The organism is Paenibacillus sp. FSL L8-0470, assembly GCF_038008625.1.
Taxonomy (GTDB): domain Bacteria; phylum Bacillota; class Bacilli; order Paenibacillales; family Paenibacillaceae; genus Paenibacillus_AQ.
In genome coordinates this window covers 963,334-979,810 of the sequence record NZ_JBBOZM010000001.1, presented here as the reverse complement: position 1 = coordinate 979,810, position 16,477 = coordinate 963,334, and the positions used below count along the sequence as shown (strand labels likewise).

General features: G+C 51.1%; 13 protein-coding genes. 8 read left to right on the top strand and 5 right to left on the bottom strand.

Translation table 11 applies throughout. The annotated features are described in order from the left end of the window. Window positions 1-9: 9 nt before the first annotated feature. Window positions 10-2,148 (top strand): peptidoglycan D,D-transpeptidase FtsI family protein, encoded by a 2,139-nt coding sequence (locus NST99_RS04525; RefSeq protein ID WP_341089952.1) that lies wholly within the window; start codon window positions 10-12, stop codon window positions 2,146-2,148. A gap of 634 nt (window positions 2,149-2,782) precedes the next feature. Here NST99_RS04525 and NST99_RS04520 read toward each other — a convergent pair. Next, window positions 2,783-3,517 carry a YceI family protein gene (locus NST99_RS04520; RefSeq protein WP_341089950.1) on the bottom strand — a complete coding sequence of 245 codons (735 nt, stop codon included), beginning with the start codon at window positions 3,515-3,517 and terminating at the stop codon, window positions 2,783-2,785. Between the two features lie 190 nt (window positions 3,518-3,707). Between NST99_RS04520 and NST99_RS04515 the strand changes: the two genes are divergently transcribed. The 3 genes from NST99_RS04515 to NST99_RS04505 all read left to right on the top strand — a co-directional run bounded on the left by NST99_RS04515 (window position 3,708) and on the right by NST99_RS04505 (window position 6,363). Then, window positions 3,708-4,388: a response regulator transcription factor gene (locus NST99_RS04515; protein WP_341089948.1), complete on the top strand. Its 681-nt coding sequence runs from the start codon at window positions 3,708-3,710 to the stop codon at window positions 4,386-4,388. Continuing rightward, the gene (locus tag NST99_RS04510; protein ID WP_341089946.1) at window positions 4,376-5,776 is read left to right on the top strand and encodes a HAMP domain-containing sensor histidine kinase; all 1,401 of its coding nucleotides are present in this window, start codon (window positions 4,376-4,378) and stop codon (window positions 5,774-5,776) included. Before NST99_RS04515 ends, NST99_RS04510 begins: the two co-directional genes overlap by 13 nt. A gap of 89 nt (window positions 5,777-5,865) precedes the next feature. Continuing rightward, window positions 5,866-6,363 (top strand): hypothetical protein, encoded by a 498-nt coding sequence (locus tag NST99_RS04505; protein WP_341089944.1) that lies wholly within the window; start codon window positions 5,866-5,868, stop codon window positions 6,361-6,363. Between the two features lie 119 nt (window positions 6,364-6,482). Here NST99_RS04505 and NST99_RS04500 read toward each other — a convergent pair whose 3' ends face one another. Next, a complete protein-coding gene (locus NST99_RS04500) occupies window positions 6,483-7,406 on the bottom strand; it encodes a DUF6612 family protein (RefSeq protein WP_341089943.1) in 924 nt (307 codons plus the stop codon). 314 nt (window positions 7,407-7,720) lie between these two features. On the opposite strand from NST99_RS04500, the gene NST99_RS04495 reads away from it, so the two are divergent. Further along, window positions 7,721-9,178: an amidase family protein gene (locus NST99_RS04495; RefSeq protein ID WP_341089942.1), complete on the top strand. Its 1,458-nt coding sequence runs from the start codon at window positions 7,721-7,723 to the stop codon at window positions 9,176-9,178. Window positions 9,179-9,190: 12 nt separating this feature from the next. Here the strand turns inward: NST99_RS04495 and NST99_RS04490 are convergent, their stop codons facing one another. Together NST99_RS04490 and NST99_RS04485 are read right to left on the bottom strand one after the other, a co-directional pair. Further along, window positions 9,191-9,508, bottom strand: coding sequence for a YciI family protein (locus NST99_RS04490; RefSeq protein WP_081965684.1), 318 nt, complete (start codon window positions 9,506-9,508; stop codon window positions 9,191-9,193). Between the two features lie 13 nt (window positions 9,509-9,521). Then, complete coding sequence (locus tag NST99_RS04485) at window positions 9,522-10,079, bottom strand: DUF1273 domain-containing protein (RefSeq protein WP_341089940.1); 558 nt, start codon at window positions 10,077-10,079, stop codon at window positions 9,522-9,524. Between the two features lie 217 nt (window positions 10,080-10,296). Between NST99_RS04485 and NST99_RS04480 the strand changes: the two genes are divergently transcribed. From NST99_RS04480 to NST99_RS04470, 3 genes are read left to right on the top strand one after another with little or no spacing between them, the layout of a single operon-like run. After that, window positions 10,297-11,961 (top strand): spore germination protein, encoded by a 1,665-nt coding sequence (locus NST99_RS04480; protein WP_341089938.1) that lies wholly within the window; start codon window positions 10,297-10,299, stop codon window positions 11,959-11,961. Window positions 11,962-11,985: 24 nt separating this feature from the next. After that, window positions 11,986-13,089 (top strand): GerAB/ArcD/ProY family transporter, encoded by a 1,104-nt coding sequence (locus NST99_RS04475; protein WP_341089937.1) that lies wholly within the window; start codon window positions 11,986-11,988, stop codon window positions 13,087-13,089. Next, window positions 13,082-14,272 carry a Ger(x)C family spore germination protein gene (locus NST99_RS04470; RefSeq protein ID WP_341089936.1) on the top strand — a complete coding sequence of 397 codons (1,191 nt, stop codon included), beginning with the start codon at window positions 13,082-13,084 and terminating at the stop codon, window positions 14,270-14,272. The genes NST99_RS04475 and NST99_RS04470 overlap by 8 nt, the downstream gene beginning before the upstream one ends. 170 nt (window positions 14,273-14,442) lie before the next feature. Here NST99_RS04470 and NST99_RS04465 read toward each other — a convergent pair whose 3' ends face one another. Next, window positions 14,443-16,473 carry a beta-galactosidase gene (locus tag NST99_RS04465; protein ID WP_341089935.1) on the bottom strand — a complete coding sequence of 677 codons (2,031 nt, stop codon included), beginning with the start codon at window positions 16,471-16,473 and terminating at the stop codon, window positions 14,443-14,445. Window positions 16,474-16,477: the final 4 nt, after the last annotated feature.

The following is a 16,477-nucleotide window of genomic DNA, read 5'->3' as shown; positions in this document are numbered from 1 at the left end:
AGGCTGCATGTGAAGTCTATTTTCAAATCAAATTCTTTATCTGATGACCAAAAAACGAACCAGTCGCTTAGTCTGCGCATCAATGTGTTTTTCTTCAGCACGTTTATTATATTCTGCATTATTATTGTCCGTCTTGCCATTCTACAGTTTGTCGAAGGACCTACGCTCAAAGAGGCAGAGACAAGCCGGGATACGAAAAGTGTTCCGCTTGCTTCAATCAGAGGGACTATTTATGCTCAGGCTGGAGAGAAATTGGCCTATTCGACTTCGGTGCAGACCTTATATTTTACTTTAACAAAAGAATATTCCGAAACCTCGAAGGACAAGAAGACTAAAAAAACTGCCCGTACTCCAGAGGCCGTCGCCAAGGCCGGCCTTCTTGCAACTGAGCTTGCAGCTGATTTCGCAACACATGGGGCCAAGGTACCTAAAGATGAAGTACTAACCAAAGAAGCAGTGCTGAAAGCCATGGACCTGGATTCCAAAGTTTATTCCGGCTTTATGCTGCGTCCGATCAAACGCGGTCTGACAAATAAAGAAGTGGCCTACTTCATGGAGCACAAGGACAAATACCCCAATCTCACGGTAAGTGAAGAGGATGAACGTCATTATGACAAGGATACGGTAGCTTCACAAACGATTGGATATATTAAGCCGTTCAAAAAAACAGACATGGATATTTATAGAAACATCCTGGCGGCGATGAAAAATGAGGGCGACCCCGGTCTGGCTTACAGGGACGATGAGTTCGTCGGGTACGACGGTCTTGAACTCCAGTATCAAAGGGAGCTGCGCGGGCGCAACGGATATCTGATGGTAGGCGTTAATGCACAGAACATAGCCGAAGGCATCGAGAAAGTGGTTCCGCCCGTCAAAGGCAATGACCTGTGGACCACGATCAACAAAAATGTTCAACTGAAGACTGAGCAGGCTATCCTGGATCAGATTGAATGGGTGCACAGAAATCCGGTACAGGGAAAGGTTCATCCCGACGCCAAGACCGGCTACGCTGTTGCCATGGAAGTCGATACCGGTAATATTGTAGCTATGGCCAGTATGGAGGACTATGACACCAATCTGTGGACCAAGGGTACCCTTCCGCCATCGGTATGGAACGAATTGATGCTAAATTATATGAACGGTACTATTACACCTATTTCTTCCGGGCGGTCCGGCCACAACTTCGAATCGGCAGTTTTCCTGGGTTCTGTCATCAAACCGCTGACCGTATTGATCGGCCTGAACGAAGGTTTCATTACGACAAGCACGACCTACACGGACAAAGGCAGCACGACCTTCGGCAGAGAAGGACACGAAACAACCGTGCGCAATGCCGGAGGTCATCCTTATGGATACTTTAGTTCCCCTGCCAAGGCAATTGAGAAATCCTCCAACGTATTTATGATCGATATGATCGGCAAAAAGCTTTATGAGAAATACCATGAAGAGGGTGTCAAGGTCTGGGATAGATATATGAGAGATTTTGGACTTGGTGAAGTTCCGGGTAGCGGACTGCCGGGAGAACACAAGGGCATCATCGATTATTTTGACGAAGCTAAGAATGGCAGTCCGCAATCAGCCCTGGTATTCGCCTCCTTCGGACAGCAGGGGCGTTACACCGCGCTGCAGTTAGCACAATATGCTTCTACCTTGGCAAACCAGGGGGTACGGATCAAACCCCAGCTGGTCAGTAAAGTCACAGATTCGGCGGGCAAAACCGTAAAGACGTTCGGGAGGGAAGTGCTGAACGAGGTGAAGTTCGACAAGTCCTACTGGCGGGAAGTTATTAAAGGAATGAATACTGACGTTAAAGCATTTGAGGGTTTCCCCTATGACTTTGCACGCAAAACCGGAACCTCCCAGCAGGAATACTACAGAAAGGTCAATGGAGTCAATACGAAGTTTACAGTAGACAACGGGGTATTTATTGCCTTTGCCCCACGCGAGAATCCGAAGCTGGCAGTAGCTGTAGTCATCCCCGAAGGGGGATTCGGCTCGAACAGTGCCGCACCAGTCGCCCGCAAAATTTTTGATGCGTACGATTGGGAATATGGCCTGGACGGCACACCGAAGAAGAGCATTCCCCCTAAGGAAGATGCGGATGACAAGACCACCGGCGATGGAGAAGCAGCGGAAGACGGGCATTAGTCAGAGCAGCCCGGCCTGACATCCGTAACGTGCTTGCCGGGCCGGTAGGACCGATTCAAAGGTAGCAATACCTTTGATTGAGCGGGATCCGCGCTGATGAACCGATTCAAAGGTAGATATGCACTTGATTAGGCGGGATCCGCACGGTTGGGCCGATTCAAAGGCAGATATGCACTTGATTAGGCGGGATCTGCACGGTTGGGCCAATTCAAAGGCAGATATGCACTTGATTAGGCGGGATCTGCACGGTTGGGCCAATTCAAAGGCAGATATGCACTTGATTAGGCGGGATCCGCACGGTAGGACCGATTCAAAGGCAGATATGCCTTTGATCGGGCGGGACCAGCGCTGATGACCCGACCTGCATACCGCTGGGAAGCTGCACGCCAGGCTCCTGTGTTCGTCGCTTCAGACGATGCACAATTCCGGGATAGAATAAGTGACTCTCGAAGTTTGACAACCTGTTCGAGCCTCTCCTCTTCTTAAAGCTAATGTGTTTAAACCACAAACAAAGAGCAGGGTTTCTCCAATAACGGGAGAAGCCCTGCTCTTTTCATTTTACAGTCCTGCACCGAAGTGGACTTCCACTTATAAAAGCGATAGGCACAAACAGTCGTGATAGACTCTGTATATTCTATTTAGTAAGTGTAAGTTCCAGGCGTACTTCGAGATTATTCTCCGTATCCAGTACGATGGAATGTGGACTTACCATGCCGAAATCCTCAAACGTTACGGTTGTTGTTCCCGACAGCAGAAGCTGTCCTCCGCTGTATACGGCCTGTGACTGGAAAGTCACGTCCTTCTCAATCCCTTTGACCGTAAGTGTCCCTTGCATCTCCACGGGTACTGCGGTGCCTTCCGTCCATTCTGCCGGCAGTTCGGAGAACGACTTCACGGTGAAGGTCGACTGCGGGAACTGCGTTACCGCGAGGTAATCATCGCTTTTGACATGCTCATCTCTTTGAGCGTTTTCGGAATCCAGCGCGCTCATCTCCAGAGTCCCTTCCCCGGTCATTGCGGCGGCATCCTCAAGATTCACATTCCAGGTTCCCTGAACCTTTTCATTCACAAAATTCACAGTCTCTTTGGAGGTCGTCACCGACCAATAGACTTTGGAAGTGTCGGCAATACTCCAGGCACCGTTCAATAGTTCCGCTGTAACAGCAGCACCGGAAGCTGTTTCTCCACTCGCACTCGCATTTGCATTTGCGGCAGCCGTGCCCGCACTATTCGTTCCCTGTTCCTGTGCAGGAATAACAGACTCGATTTCAACGTTATTGCCCAAGCTGTTGTTCAAGAAGGCAAAGGCCGTTACTGCTCCGATGATAACGACTCCTGTGGCAATCCAGACCCATGTTTTTTTCTTCATCCTTATTCCCTCCATCCATTTTCTAAGCGCCCTGTTAGGCTTGTTTCCCATTCTAACAAAGCAATATGTCGGGAATAAGTCAAAGCACATGCCTGCGCAATGTGGTAAACTTGTCGTAAATTTTAATTAAACTGCAGCCGCTGTCCGTATGGCAGTCAACCTGCCGGACATGTTCAAGGAGGCACTAGATATGAAGTCGATTCTAATTGTTGAAGATGAGGAAGCCATTGCCCGGGTGCTTAGTGCCTATCTCAAAAAAGCCGGCTTCCACGTAACCCGCGCCGCCGACGGACGCGCCGCGCTGGAAGCCTTTGAAGTTTCTCCTCCCGCTCTGATCCTGCTCGACATTATGCTGCCGAACATGGACGGCTTCGAGCTGCTTGGCCTGATCCGCGAGAAGAGCAGCTGCCCTGTCATCATGCTGACAGCCCGGGACGGTATCAATGACCGGCTGGCCGGACTGGACGGCGGCGCCGACGATTATATGTCCAAGCCCTTTATCCCGGAAGAAGTAGTGGCCCGCGTAAACGCAGTGCTGCGCCGCCCTTCCCAGTGGTCTGACGGCAGCCGTAAACGCCATTTCGGCAGTCTGTTCATCGACTTTTCGGCACGCAGCCTCTTCCTGAACGGTGCCGAGGTCAGCCTCAGCCCGCGCGATATGTCGGTGATGTTATTTTTGGCTGAACGCCCGAATCAAATTTGCACTAGAGAACAGCTGATTGAGCAGGTCTGGGAAATGGACTATGAGGGCAGCGACCGTGCCGTAGATCTGTCGATCAAAAGACTGCGCCAGGCACTCTCGCACTGGCCGGCGGATGAAGGGGAGATTCGCACGCTCAGAGGAACGGGGTATCAATTATGGATAACCTGAAGAAACGCACCTCCATCCTCTTCTATTGGACTGTCCGCTACCTGCTGATTATCAGCATCGGATTGCTGCTCACCGCGCTCGTCACTTTCTGGTGGATTCAGCAGGAAGCGATGAACAACCGCATGCAGACCACCGGTCTGCTGGCCCAGGAGATCGCCGACCGCAGTGTCGGCACGAACGGAAACATGAACATCAGTCCGACTCTGAGCAAGCTCGTTGAGGACCGCAAGCGCTTCTTCAAATTAACGGTCGAAATGTGTGTGATCATCACAGATAAGGAGGGACAGCTGCTGTTCTCCGAGCCGCCGCTCAGTGAGGAAGCGATGCGGCATAAGCTTAATGATACGTTAAACGATTCCCGCAGCCCGGAGTTCAAGGCTGCTGTCGCCCAAATCCAAGGAGACGGTGAAGCGCTGGGGCAGGTCATTGTCCTGCAGTCCAAACGTTCCCTGCGCCATATCCCGAAGGAAGAGATTACCTTCTTCTTGATTCTCGTCGTCTTTCTGATCATCTTAAGCTGGCTGACCATCTATCTCCTGTCCAGCAAGCTGGCCAAACCTATCCAGAAAGTGGCTGCCGCCGCCGCGCAAATCAGCGGCGGCCAGTATAACATTGTTCTGGAGACAGGGGCTAAGGAACGGGAGATTCACGAGCTGCTGATGTCCTTTCAGGAGATGGCGGGAAAGCTGCAGCAATTCGAGCAGTCGCGAGCAGTCATGCTGGCCGGAGTCTCCCATGAGCTGAAGACACCGGTCACTTCGATCAAAGGGCTGGTCCATGCCGTCCGTGAAGGTGTGGTCGAAGGGGAGGAAGCCGGGGAATTCCTTGATATCGCTTTGCTGGAGGCAAGCCGATTGCAGCGTATGGTCGCTGACCTGCTCGACTATAACGCCCTGGCTGCCGGTATTGTCGCCGTCCGCCACGACAGGCTGGATGCAGTTCCGCTGCTCGAGGAAATTATCTATCAATGGAAGCTGACACAGAGCGCAGATGTCAACGAACCTCTGCTGCACATGCCGGAGAAATCCCTGTTCCTGCGGGGTGATCCGCTGCGCATCCAGCAGATTATCGTCAATTTATTGAATAACAGCGTGCAGGCCAAGAAACCGGGAAGCAGCCTCCAGCTCACCATCAGCCTCCTATTGGCTCCAGCCGGACACGCTGAGATTACTGTGGCGGACAATGGAATAGGGATTACACCGGATAACAGAGACAAGGTCTTCGAAGCCTTCTTCCGCAGCAGCGACAAGCAAAGCACGCTGCGCGGACTGGGCCTCGGTCTGACCTTCAGCCGTTTGCTCGCCGAAGCGATGGGCGGAACACTGGTGCTGGGCAGCGGCCGGGAACAAGGCTGCCGCTTCGTACTGACCCTGCCGCTGGCGCCCTGACACCCTGACACGAGCCTGTGCAAGAAGTAGTCCGGCGCTCCTCCACATGTTATAATCACTTACAATAAACCGTGAACCGGAGGCTGTATATGCTTACTTTTGAACAGAAATTAGCTATTCTTGAATCCTACCCCCAGCTTGAACGGCGCAATGTATCGCTTGGGCGGGTGAATTATCACTTCGAGCAGAGCCGCCATGAGAAGAAGACTGTCGCTTCCCACCTGCATCCTAACGGCAACGGCTACGTGTTCGCCGGGCTCCTGCGGGGCTACGAAAGTGATGACAAAGGTCTTGTGAATATCCGCGACTATACGGAGTCTGAGCTGCGCGAGCTGCTGGATGCGTCGATCACCTCTTTGTCCATGTATATCCCGGAAGTCCCTGCACCAGGCAAAAGAAAAAAGAAAACTGCCACAGTTGCCGATACCCTTTGGGTTAATGGAGACGGACATACCTTAAGCCTGAAGCTGGAAGAAGATCTCTGGTACCTCTACGCCGGGCTTCAGCTTGAGATGGCTTTCGAGACAATCCAGGAAGCTGAAGAGTATCTGGCGGAAGAAGGTTTTGTCCCTGTCCCGGCGGAATAGATATATATTCGCCCCTATTTAATCAAAATAAAGCAAAGCCCGGAAAGGTTCTTATGACCTTTGCCGGGCTTTGTTTTGTCTTGCGATTGTTATTATTTACTCTGTTGCAGCCGCGGTTGTTACTTTGCTGCTGCTGTTGCTGAAGGCGTCTGTATTTCCTTTGCCTGCAAAGCTTCCTTCGGGACCTCAATCGCCTTGATTTCATTATGCTGCCCGATCTCATTTTTCATCTTCATATCTATGCTGATTTTCTGGCTGTCGGTGGTCATATCCATGACCATATCCACATCCGTGTGGGTGGGCAGGTATGTTTTTTGATTAACTCCATAGACGATTGTCATACTCTTAATGTCCATCTGATCCATCAAAGCCGTCATTTGCGGGTCCGCGCTGCCGCTCTGGTTCATATAGCTTTTCGCCAGTTCCTTCACATTGTCCCCTGATACCTCAGCGGTTAGAACGTAATCCTCGCCCTTCTCGGTGACCTTCGTAAATTCTGTGATGGACTTAAATTGTTCCAGTTGCTTCTCCGGACTGGCCGATTGCTGCATAGCAGACATTACTTGCTGAGTCATTTCAGCAGGCATTTTTATCCACTGTCCATTGACCAGGCTAAAAGAACCGGCATCAGTAATGTACTGCTCCATCTTTTGCTCTTCCTGCCCCGCCAGATTTATCTGGATCAGCTGATGCATTTGCAGCGGGTCCTTCATATATTCTGATTTCATGGTCATTTCAACGTTTTGATCCTGGGTCGTCTCCCCTTGGGTCATGCTCATCTTCTGTGAAATCTGCGATTCCATCGCAAAGCTCTTCAGTTCCTGGCTTGCATCTGCCGTCTTCTGAATAAGCTCTTCTACAGTGGGAGTCCCCTCATTTGCAGTTTGCTCCGCAGCCGCCTTCTCTGTTGTTTCCGGTGCCGGAGCAGCAGTGGCGGATGCTTCGGCAGCATTCGTTGATTTTTCAGCAGCCTCATTGTTGCCACAGGCCGACAGGCTGACTGCCAGCGTTACTCCTAGTACGAATGTTGTCCATTTTCTCAAGATGTTGTCCTCCTAAATTTTTGTTAGCGTTACTTCACTGAATTGGCTTCGACAAAAATCGCTTCGAAAGCATAGACCTAGTTTTGTTAACTTCTGCTTCCTGTTCTACTTTGTACAAAACTTACTTCGGAAGTATTTGCCATAGATGTATTTGAACTATTACCCAACATATGGAACCCTCTAATCACACTATCAAAAACAACCCGGAATCCGCATGCCCCTGAAGTCGTAAAAAGAACGCTGTCAGGACACGGCAAACTATGGTTAGATGAAGGAGAATGACAAACCAAAGAGAGAAAGAAGCGTGAACCTGTATGAGTTTTGAAATCGTAGAGGCTACAATAACGGAGATTCAAACTGCGCTAGCTGCCGGAGAGATCACTTCGAAACAGCTGGTGCTCATGTATCTTGAACGCATTGCCGACCATGACAAAAATGGCCTGACGATCAACTCCGTGCTGGAGATCAATCCGGATGCACTGTTCATCGCAGAATCTCTGGATGTAGAACGTTCGCAGCAGGGTCCCCGGGGGCCGATGCACGGCATACCGGTCTTACTGAAGGACAATATCAATACAGGGGATAAAATGCATACCAGTGCGGGATCGCTGGCTTTGGCGGATTCTTTTGCCGGGGAGGATGCCTATATCGTTACTAAACTGCGCGAAGCCGGGGCTGTTATTCTGGGAAAAGCCAACATGACCGAATTCGCCAATTTCATGACGAACGGTATGCCTTCGGGCTACAGCTCCCGGGGCGGACAGGTACTGAACCCTTATAACATATCCACACCGACAGGCGGCTCCAGCGCCGGTTCTGCGGTTGCGGTAGCCTGCAGCTTCTGCACAGTGTCCGTAGGAACGGAGACCTCCGGCTCCATCCTCAACCCCGGTAATCTCGGCTCAATCATCGGGATTAAGCCGACCGTAGGCATGATCAGCCGCTCCGGCATCCTCCCGCTGTCCAATACTCAGGATACTGCTGGACCTATGGCAAGAACCGTCCGCGACGCCGTACTGCTGCTGAATGCAATGCTCGGCAAGGACAGCGGCGATGCCGCCATGGGAACAAGCGCGGGCAGACTGCATGAAGATTATACCGCCTTCCTTGACCCAAACGGGCTGCAGGGTGCGCGCATTGGGATTCCGCGGGATTATTATTTCGAAGAATTAACGGAAGAGCAGCTGGCATTGTTCAACGCTTCCGTGGAGAGAATGCGTGAGCTTGGAGCGACAATTATCGACCCGGCTGAGATTAAGACCGCACGCGAGATCAAATATTCCTCCGTTGTGCTGAATGAATTCAAAACCTCCATCAATGCCTATCTTGCCCGCCTGGGTCCAGGCGCTCCGATACGCACACTGAAGGACATTATCGACTTCAATCATGCCCATCCGGTCGAGACGCTAAAGTTCGGGCAAGCCACGCTGATTGATGCTGAATACACCTCTTCCGGCACCTTGACGGAACCGCAATACCTGCGCGACCGCGCCACTGACCTTAAACTTTGTAAGGAACAGGGCATCGACGCCACCATGAGCGGGCACCGGCTGGATGCTCTGCTGTTCCCGGCCGACTTCGGTGCGCGGATTACCTCAAGAGCTGGCTATCCGTCCATTGTCGTACCTTCCGGCTATACATCGGCCGGCGCCCCCTTCGGCGTTACTTTCTCGGCGCAGGCCTACCAGGAGCCTATGCTGATCAAGCTGGCTTATGCGTACGAGCAGAATTACAAGATCCGTAAAGCGCCTTCGCTGCGCAGCTTTATCTAACCGGCACTTCCGTTAATCCGCAGCTATGCCCATATGCTTGTTGCCTTCATGCGACAGGTCCCAGGTGCGCAGCTCGTAGCTGCGGACGCCCGAGAGGATGTAAGGGTCACGTTCGGCAATGGCCACTGCTTCTTCGCGCGATTCCGCGCGGATAATGACCATCCCGCCAGGAGCATCGCTGAACGGACCGCACATCACGAGCTGCCCGCTGCGTTCCAGCTCCTGCAGATGACGCACATGACCCCGTATAATTTCCATATCCCTGCGGTCCTGTTCAGTCGGACTTAACAGAATGACATAACAAATATCCTCCTCATATACAGAATTCATTGGCATTGCCTCCTCATTCATATTCACGTTGATTTTCTTCATCTGCGATATTCTGGATTTCCTCGGCATGCATCAGAAACAGGCCATACTCCCCCTCCGCATGCAGCTTCAATGCCCGCTCCTTAAAATACTTCGGGCTTCCCTCAGCAGCATCCTCATCATAGAAGAGCAGAATGCCGTCGCTTTTGCGGAACAGCAGATCATCCCTGGCCCGGAATTGCCAGCTTCCCTCATAAGGAGCATTGCTTACAGCCCCGTAGTAATCCGCTCCGGCAATGATCCGCCGGTATTCATTCTGCTTCTCCTCCTTCCATTTCTCCTCTGGTGCGGCATGGGCTGTAATAATGCCCAGCTTCAGTCCGGGATACTGCGCCTTCAGCTCAAGCACCACCTCACATGCCCAAAGATCCACCCCGTATTGTCCGGGCGTAATGATCCATTCCAGCCCCTCTTCAATGAGGGGAATTAACCTGCCTGCAAGTGCTTTTTTGATATAGGGAATGCCTTGATGTTTGCTGTCAAAAATACCGAGCTCATGCGCACGGTACCCTGTTACCAGTAGGGTTTTCATCTGCTGCCTCTTTCCTGAACGGGTAATCTTGATGCTCCTCTTTATTATGCATTATACAACATTCTCCTCCGCTAATTCCTTGCCGGAAATGTACTGGCGAACAGCTAGTTGAATATTCCTTGTTGAATAATATTTTTACAGAAATGACTAAACCGCAGCAAACTTTGGAAAACTTCATTTACATAGTTGTTTACTCTTAAAGCTGGGGTTGATTTCATTGCTCGCATCGATCTTATCCTATATCCCGGGCTGGGGAGTTTTTTGTCAGGCTGGAGTTGCTCTGCTGGTCCCCCTAGTTGCCAGCAGTCTATACAAAACCTTGCATTCCTATGTAGGCAGCGGAAGAGGACCGCAGTCTTCAGGCAACGGGAATGTGTCTAACCGCAGAGCACAATCAGATACCGCCCTGCCGCAGACAGCCCCTCCCGCAGCGGCTTTCAGCGGAAATTTCGCTGCTGACCTTCACTCTATTAAGGAGGCTATCGGCGGAAACAGTGATCTCCACTTCAGGGAGTTCACATTAACGAAGCTACAGGCCCAAGGAGTCCTTATGTATGTGGACGGCATGCAAAACGACAGGCTGCTTAATATGAAGATTATGCAATTTCTAATGTTTGAGGCCACCGCGGATTCTCTGTCCGCCTCCGGCATTGCCGAACATCTGCTGCCCTTCAGCAGTTTGAACGAAGCCAGCGATCTGAATGATTTCAACAAATCCGTCCTGTTCGGGCATGCCGCACTGCTGATTGAAGGAATGCCGAAGGGATTGCTGATCCAACTTCCGGGAGGTGCTAACCGTTCGATAACAGAACCTGTCTCAGAAGCGCTGCTTCGTGGTCCACGGCTCGGCTTCTCGGAGGTGCTGAGCGAGAACACCTCCATGCTGCGCCGTCAGGGCTTCAGCGACCAGCTTGAAATGAAGATGTACCGGGCCGGCAGCAGCGTTCAAAGAGATTTGGTCGTTGCCTACATCAAGGATATTGTCAATCCGGAGCTGCTGGAGGAAGTACAGACCCGTATTTCCAAAATAGACATCGACTTTCTCGCGGAATCGGGGTATATCGAGCAGTTGATTGAAGACAACTACCTAAGTCCTTTCCAACAGGCCCAGAGTACAGAGCGACCTGACAGAGTTATAACCGCCCTGTTGGAAGGCCGCATCGCCATTCTTCTGGACGGGACGCCCTTCGCGCTGATTGTACCGGTCACTTTCAGTATGCTGCTGCAATCTCCGGAGGACTATTATGACCGGTGGTTGCCGGGATCACTTCTGCGGATACTGCGTTTCTCCGCCGCCTTTCTGGCACTTATGGCTCCATCCCTTTACATTTCCTTCATTTCATTTCATCCGGGGCTTATACCAACAGAGCTGGCGATCTCGATTATCAAGACCCGGCAAGGTGTACCTTTTCCGTCACTGATCGAGGTGCTGATTTTGGAGGTATCGATTGAGATTTTACGGGAGGCCGGAATCAGGCTGCCCAAGCCCATTGGACCGGCTATGGGCATCGTCGGCGGTTTGATTATCGGGGATGCGGCGGTGCAGGCAGGTATCGTTAGTCCCTTTTTGGTTATCGTTGTTGCCGTCACCGCCATTTCATCCTTCTCCATTCCGATGTACAGCGCCGGGATTACCCTGCGGCTTCTCCGTTTCGCCGGGATGATGTTTGCTGCGGTTCTCGGCATGTTTGGCACGATCCTGTTTTTCCTGCTGATCTGCAGCCATCTTACCAGGCTTAAGAGCTTTGGAGTACCCTACCTGACGCCGGTATCGCCGTTTCGCCCAAGGGATTGGAAGGATTTGTTCTTCCGTGCGCCGCTTACACTGATGAAACGCAGACCTGCCATGATGAAAACACAGAAACCGAAACGGAGGTCATAATCACATGCAAGAGGGGGCTGCACTATGTTTACTCGTTCAGACGATAAAATCACCGCTTCACAGGCTGCTGTGTTCCTGAACAATACCGTGCTTGGCGCGGGTATACTTACGCTGCCGCGGAGTGTGAGTCAAAGTGTGAAGACCCCGGATTCCTGGCTGTCCGTGCTGCTGGGGGGTGTGATTGTTATGGCGGTAATTGTTCTAATGGTGAAGATCAGCCAGCAATTTCCCGGTAAAACGGTTTTTCAATATGCCGGGAAAATCATTGGCCGGGTTCCTGGAGGTATTCTGTGTATTCTTCTGATTATGTATTTCTTAATCATCGCAGGATTTGAGATCCGCTCGCTCGCCGAGGTCACGCTGTTTTTTCTCCTGGAAGGCACACCGATATGGGCAGTGATCCTTCCCTTTATATGGGTCGGCACCTATCTCGTGTATGGCGGTATCAATTCAATTTCCAGAGTCTTCCAAGTGGTGTTTCCGATCAGCATCATGATTCTGCTCATTTCTTACGGTTTCAGCCTGCAGCTTTTTGATATCAATCATTTGCGTCCGGTTCTCGGCAGTGGCATTCTTCCCGTGCTCAGCGGCCTGAGGTCAACAGTTCTTGTCTATACCGGCTGTGAAGTCGTCATGACACTCGTTGCGTTCATGCAGAATCCCCGGCAGGCACTGAAAGCTATGCTGGTGGGAATCGGCATCCCGCTCTGCCTGTATCTTCTGACGGTAGTTATGGTCATCGGAGGCCTCTCGATAGATTCTGCCATTACAAGCGCTTGGCCCACTATTGATCTCATTCGAAGTTTTGAAATCCCGGGATTTTTCTTCGAGCGCATGGAGTTTCCGCTCATGGTGATCTGGCTGATGCAAATGTTCTGCAACTTCAGCAGCTTCTTTTTCCAGGCCTCTCTGGGCATCTCCCAAATCTTCCGGCTTTCCATCCATCCGGTGATTTTTTTGCTCGTTCCGGTCATTTTCATTTCCGCTATGGTGCCTAAGTCCATTAGTGATCTGTTTAACCTTGGCGATGCTATCGGTAAAATGGGAATCATACTGTTCCTTTTGCTGCCGGTACTGCTCTCAGTAATTTGGCTTATTCGCACGAAAGGATTGAAACAGCATGTGTAAGCGGACATCCCCCCTCTTCCTCTGCATGCTCCTGCTTCTGCTTACGCTGACAGGGTGCTGGAGCAGCAGAGAGATTGAAGACCTGGCCCTGTATTCCGGCCTTGCTTTAGACATAGGCAAGCTCACTCCCACGGAACAAGTGCTGGAGGAGAAAGGCGGTACCTATTCCAAGAAGAACTTGATTACGGTAACATTACAGATTGTTCCGGTTAAATCGACAGGTACAATGGAAAAACAGGGGAGCCAGCAGACCGCCCCCTATGTCAATGTATCGGGAACCGGCGACTCCGTGCTTGAGATTTTCCGCCAATTCTCGATTCGCAACGAACGGCCGATTATCGGGCATCATCTCAAGGTCATTATAGTATCGGCTGAGCTGCTCAAACGGCAGAAGATGGAGCAGCTTATGGATCTTGTACTCCGCGACAATGACATTCGTCCGAGTACGATGGTTTTCATCAGTGAAGGCCGCGCAGATGACACGCTCATCTCCAAGCGAACCGATGAAATTCCTTCCTTTCACATCAAAGAAATGATCAACAATCAATTCAGGACAAGCAAGGTGCTGCATCCAGTCATTTTGTCACAACTGGATTCACTCATGCATGCCAAAAAAAGTTATGCTCTGCAAAACCTCATTACAGCAGATGGAGATACCGTGTTTTCAGGTGCTGGAATTATTAAAGGAGATACAGGCCACTTGATTGGAGCCTTGTCACAGGAAGATACGGAGTGCCTATCCTGGCTGACCAATAAAGGCAAAAGCGGTGCGATTAAAGCCTATGATCGGGATAATCAGCCGATGACCTACGAAATGAAGACACTGAAGAGCAAGATCAAGGCCATTGTAGACGGGGATGACATTTCATTTGAAGTCTCAATTAGCACTGAGGGCCGGCTGACAGAAACCTGGAACAATAAAAGTTATTCTACTTCAGCTCAATATTCGGAAAAAGTTGGCCGCGTATTTCAGGAGAAGCTGGCGCAAATGATGCAAACGTTAATGCAGAAGCTGCAAAATGATTATAAAGTCGATGTTGCCAGTTTCGGCGACACGCTCAGCATCCAGCATCCCGGGGAATGGAAAAAGGTTAAGGAGCATTGGGACGAGACGTTCAGCCGGTCGAAGGTGAATTTCAAATATGACTTGAAAATAACGGATTTCGGCTCATATGCCGAGTGAATTTGGTAGTTCAATAAGCTAAAGCAAGCCGGTATAGGCAAAAACAGCAGAGCAGCGATTCTCCCTGATGGGTGAACTGCTGCTCTGCTGTTTTTATAGTGTGAAAATGACCAGGACTGCCGCATGCGTAGAAGTGTCCACTTTGGAGACAGCCCTTATTGCACTCTCGTTTAGTTCTTGTCAGACAAAATCAGTACGCCGCGGCCTGGAACAACAACTGAGCCGCTGAAGGTCTTACCGGTCAGCAGGTCGGTGCGTTCAGCTGCGCCGATGTCTGCACTGAGATCGCCTTCTTTGTGGTTCAGCAGGAACAGATAGGACACGCCATCTTTCACACGCTGAACGGATTCAATACCCTCAGGTGCGTTTACTAGCGGCTTAATGCCGTTCTCCTTGCAGAGATTGGCAAGGAGTCCTTGCAGGAATCCAACTTCTGGACTGCTGGCCACATAATAGGCCTTGCCTTCACCAAAGCTGTTCACCGTCAATACGGGCATGCCTTTGTAGAAGTCCGAGCCATACTGAGCCAGTACCTCGGCACCTTCCGAGTGAATCAGATCGCATAGCAGATCGCATTTGTAGGAACCGTTTAACGTTCCCCATTCCTTGTTCATGACGATTTCATTGCTCATGCCCGGCAGAAGGGCATCAATTTCCTCTGCCCAGATGCCGAGCACCTTGCGCAGCTCTCCAGGATAGCCGCCAACCGTAACCAGATCATTTTCGTTCACGATGCCGCTGAAATAAGTGGTAATAAACGTGCCGCCAGCCTTAACAAAGGCCTCAACCTTCTCGGCAAATCCCGGCTTGATCATATAAAGTACCGGTGCAATTACAATCTTATATTTGGAAAGGTTCTCTTCAACGCCAATCATATCGGCTTCGATATTCTGCTGATACAGTGCGTCATAATATTTGTGCACTTCGTTAACATAGTCCAGCGCTACGGATGGTCCGCTCGATAGATCAAGCGCCCAGCGGTTTTCCCAGTCATAAATAATCCCGATCTGCGCCTGGCTGCGTGCATCCAGCAGTTGATCGCCAAGCTGCTCCAGCTCTTTGCCAAGCTCAGCGCATTCGCGGAAGACCCGGGTATGCTCATGTCCCACATGCTCGATAACCGCGCCATGATACTTCTCGCAAGCGCCGATGGACCGGCGGAGCTGGAAGAACAGGACAGTGTCAGCACCGCGCGCTACAGCCTGATAGCTCCAAAGGCGCATTACGCCCGGGCGCTTCAGGGAGTTGTACGGCTGCCAGTTCTGCTGGCTTGGCGTTTGCTCCATCAGCATGAAGGGCTGGCCGTTCTTGAGGCCGCGCATCAGGTCATGCGTCATGGCCGTGTGGCTGACCGGTGTATCCAGTGATGGATAGTTGTCCCATGAGATCACGTCCAGATGTTTGGCCCATTCGAAATAATCGAGTTCCGGATAGAAGCCCATCAGGTTGGTAGTAACAGGAATGTTGGTGCTATGCTCCTTGATGGCATCGTATTCAATCTTGTAGCATTCCAGCAGACTATACGACATAAATCTGCGGTAATCGAGGGAAATCCCCTGGAAGTTGGTGCGGTTGCCGTTCCATTCTTCGCTGAGTTCGTTCGGAACGACAATTTCTTCCCAGTCATAGAAGGTATGACCCCAGAAACGGGTATTCCAGGCTTTGTTCACGCCATCCAGGGAACCGTAGCGTTCCTTCAGCCAGACACGGAACGCAGCGGCGGACTGCTCGGAATAGTCATAGCCGCTATATTCGTTGGAAATATGCCATGCGACAAGACCCGGATGATCCTTATAGCGCTCTGCCAGCTTGCCTGCCAGTTTAGCCGCATATTTGCGGTATACCGCACTGTTCGGATTGGAGTTATGACGGCCGCCGAACTTGCGTTTTCTGCCCTGTACATCGACACGGGTCACTTCGGGATAACGGTGAGCCATCCAGGCCGGATGTGCCCCGGTTCCTGTTGCCAGACATACATAGGTTCCATTCTTATATAAGCGGTCCATTAATTCATCCAGGCCGGAGAAATCATAAGTGTCTTCCGACGGCTGAATCAGTGCCCAGGAGAATACATTAATTGTGGCGACATCAATTCCCGCGAGTTTGAACATCCGTTCATCCTCAGCCCATACCGGGGCATCCCACTGCTCGGGATTGTAATCTCCACCGTACCAAATCTTTGGCAATTTATCGTTGATCACACTT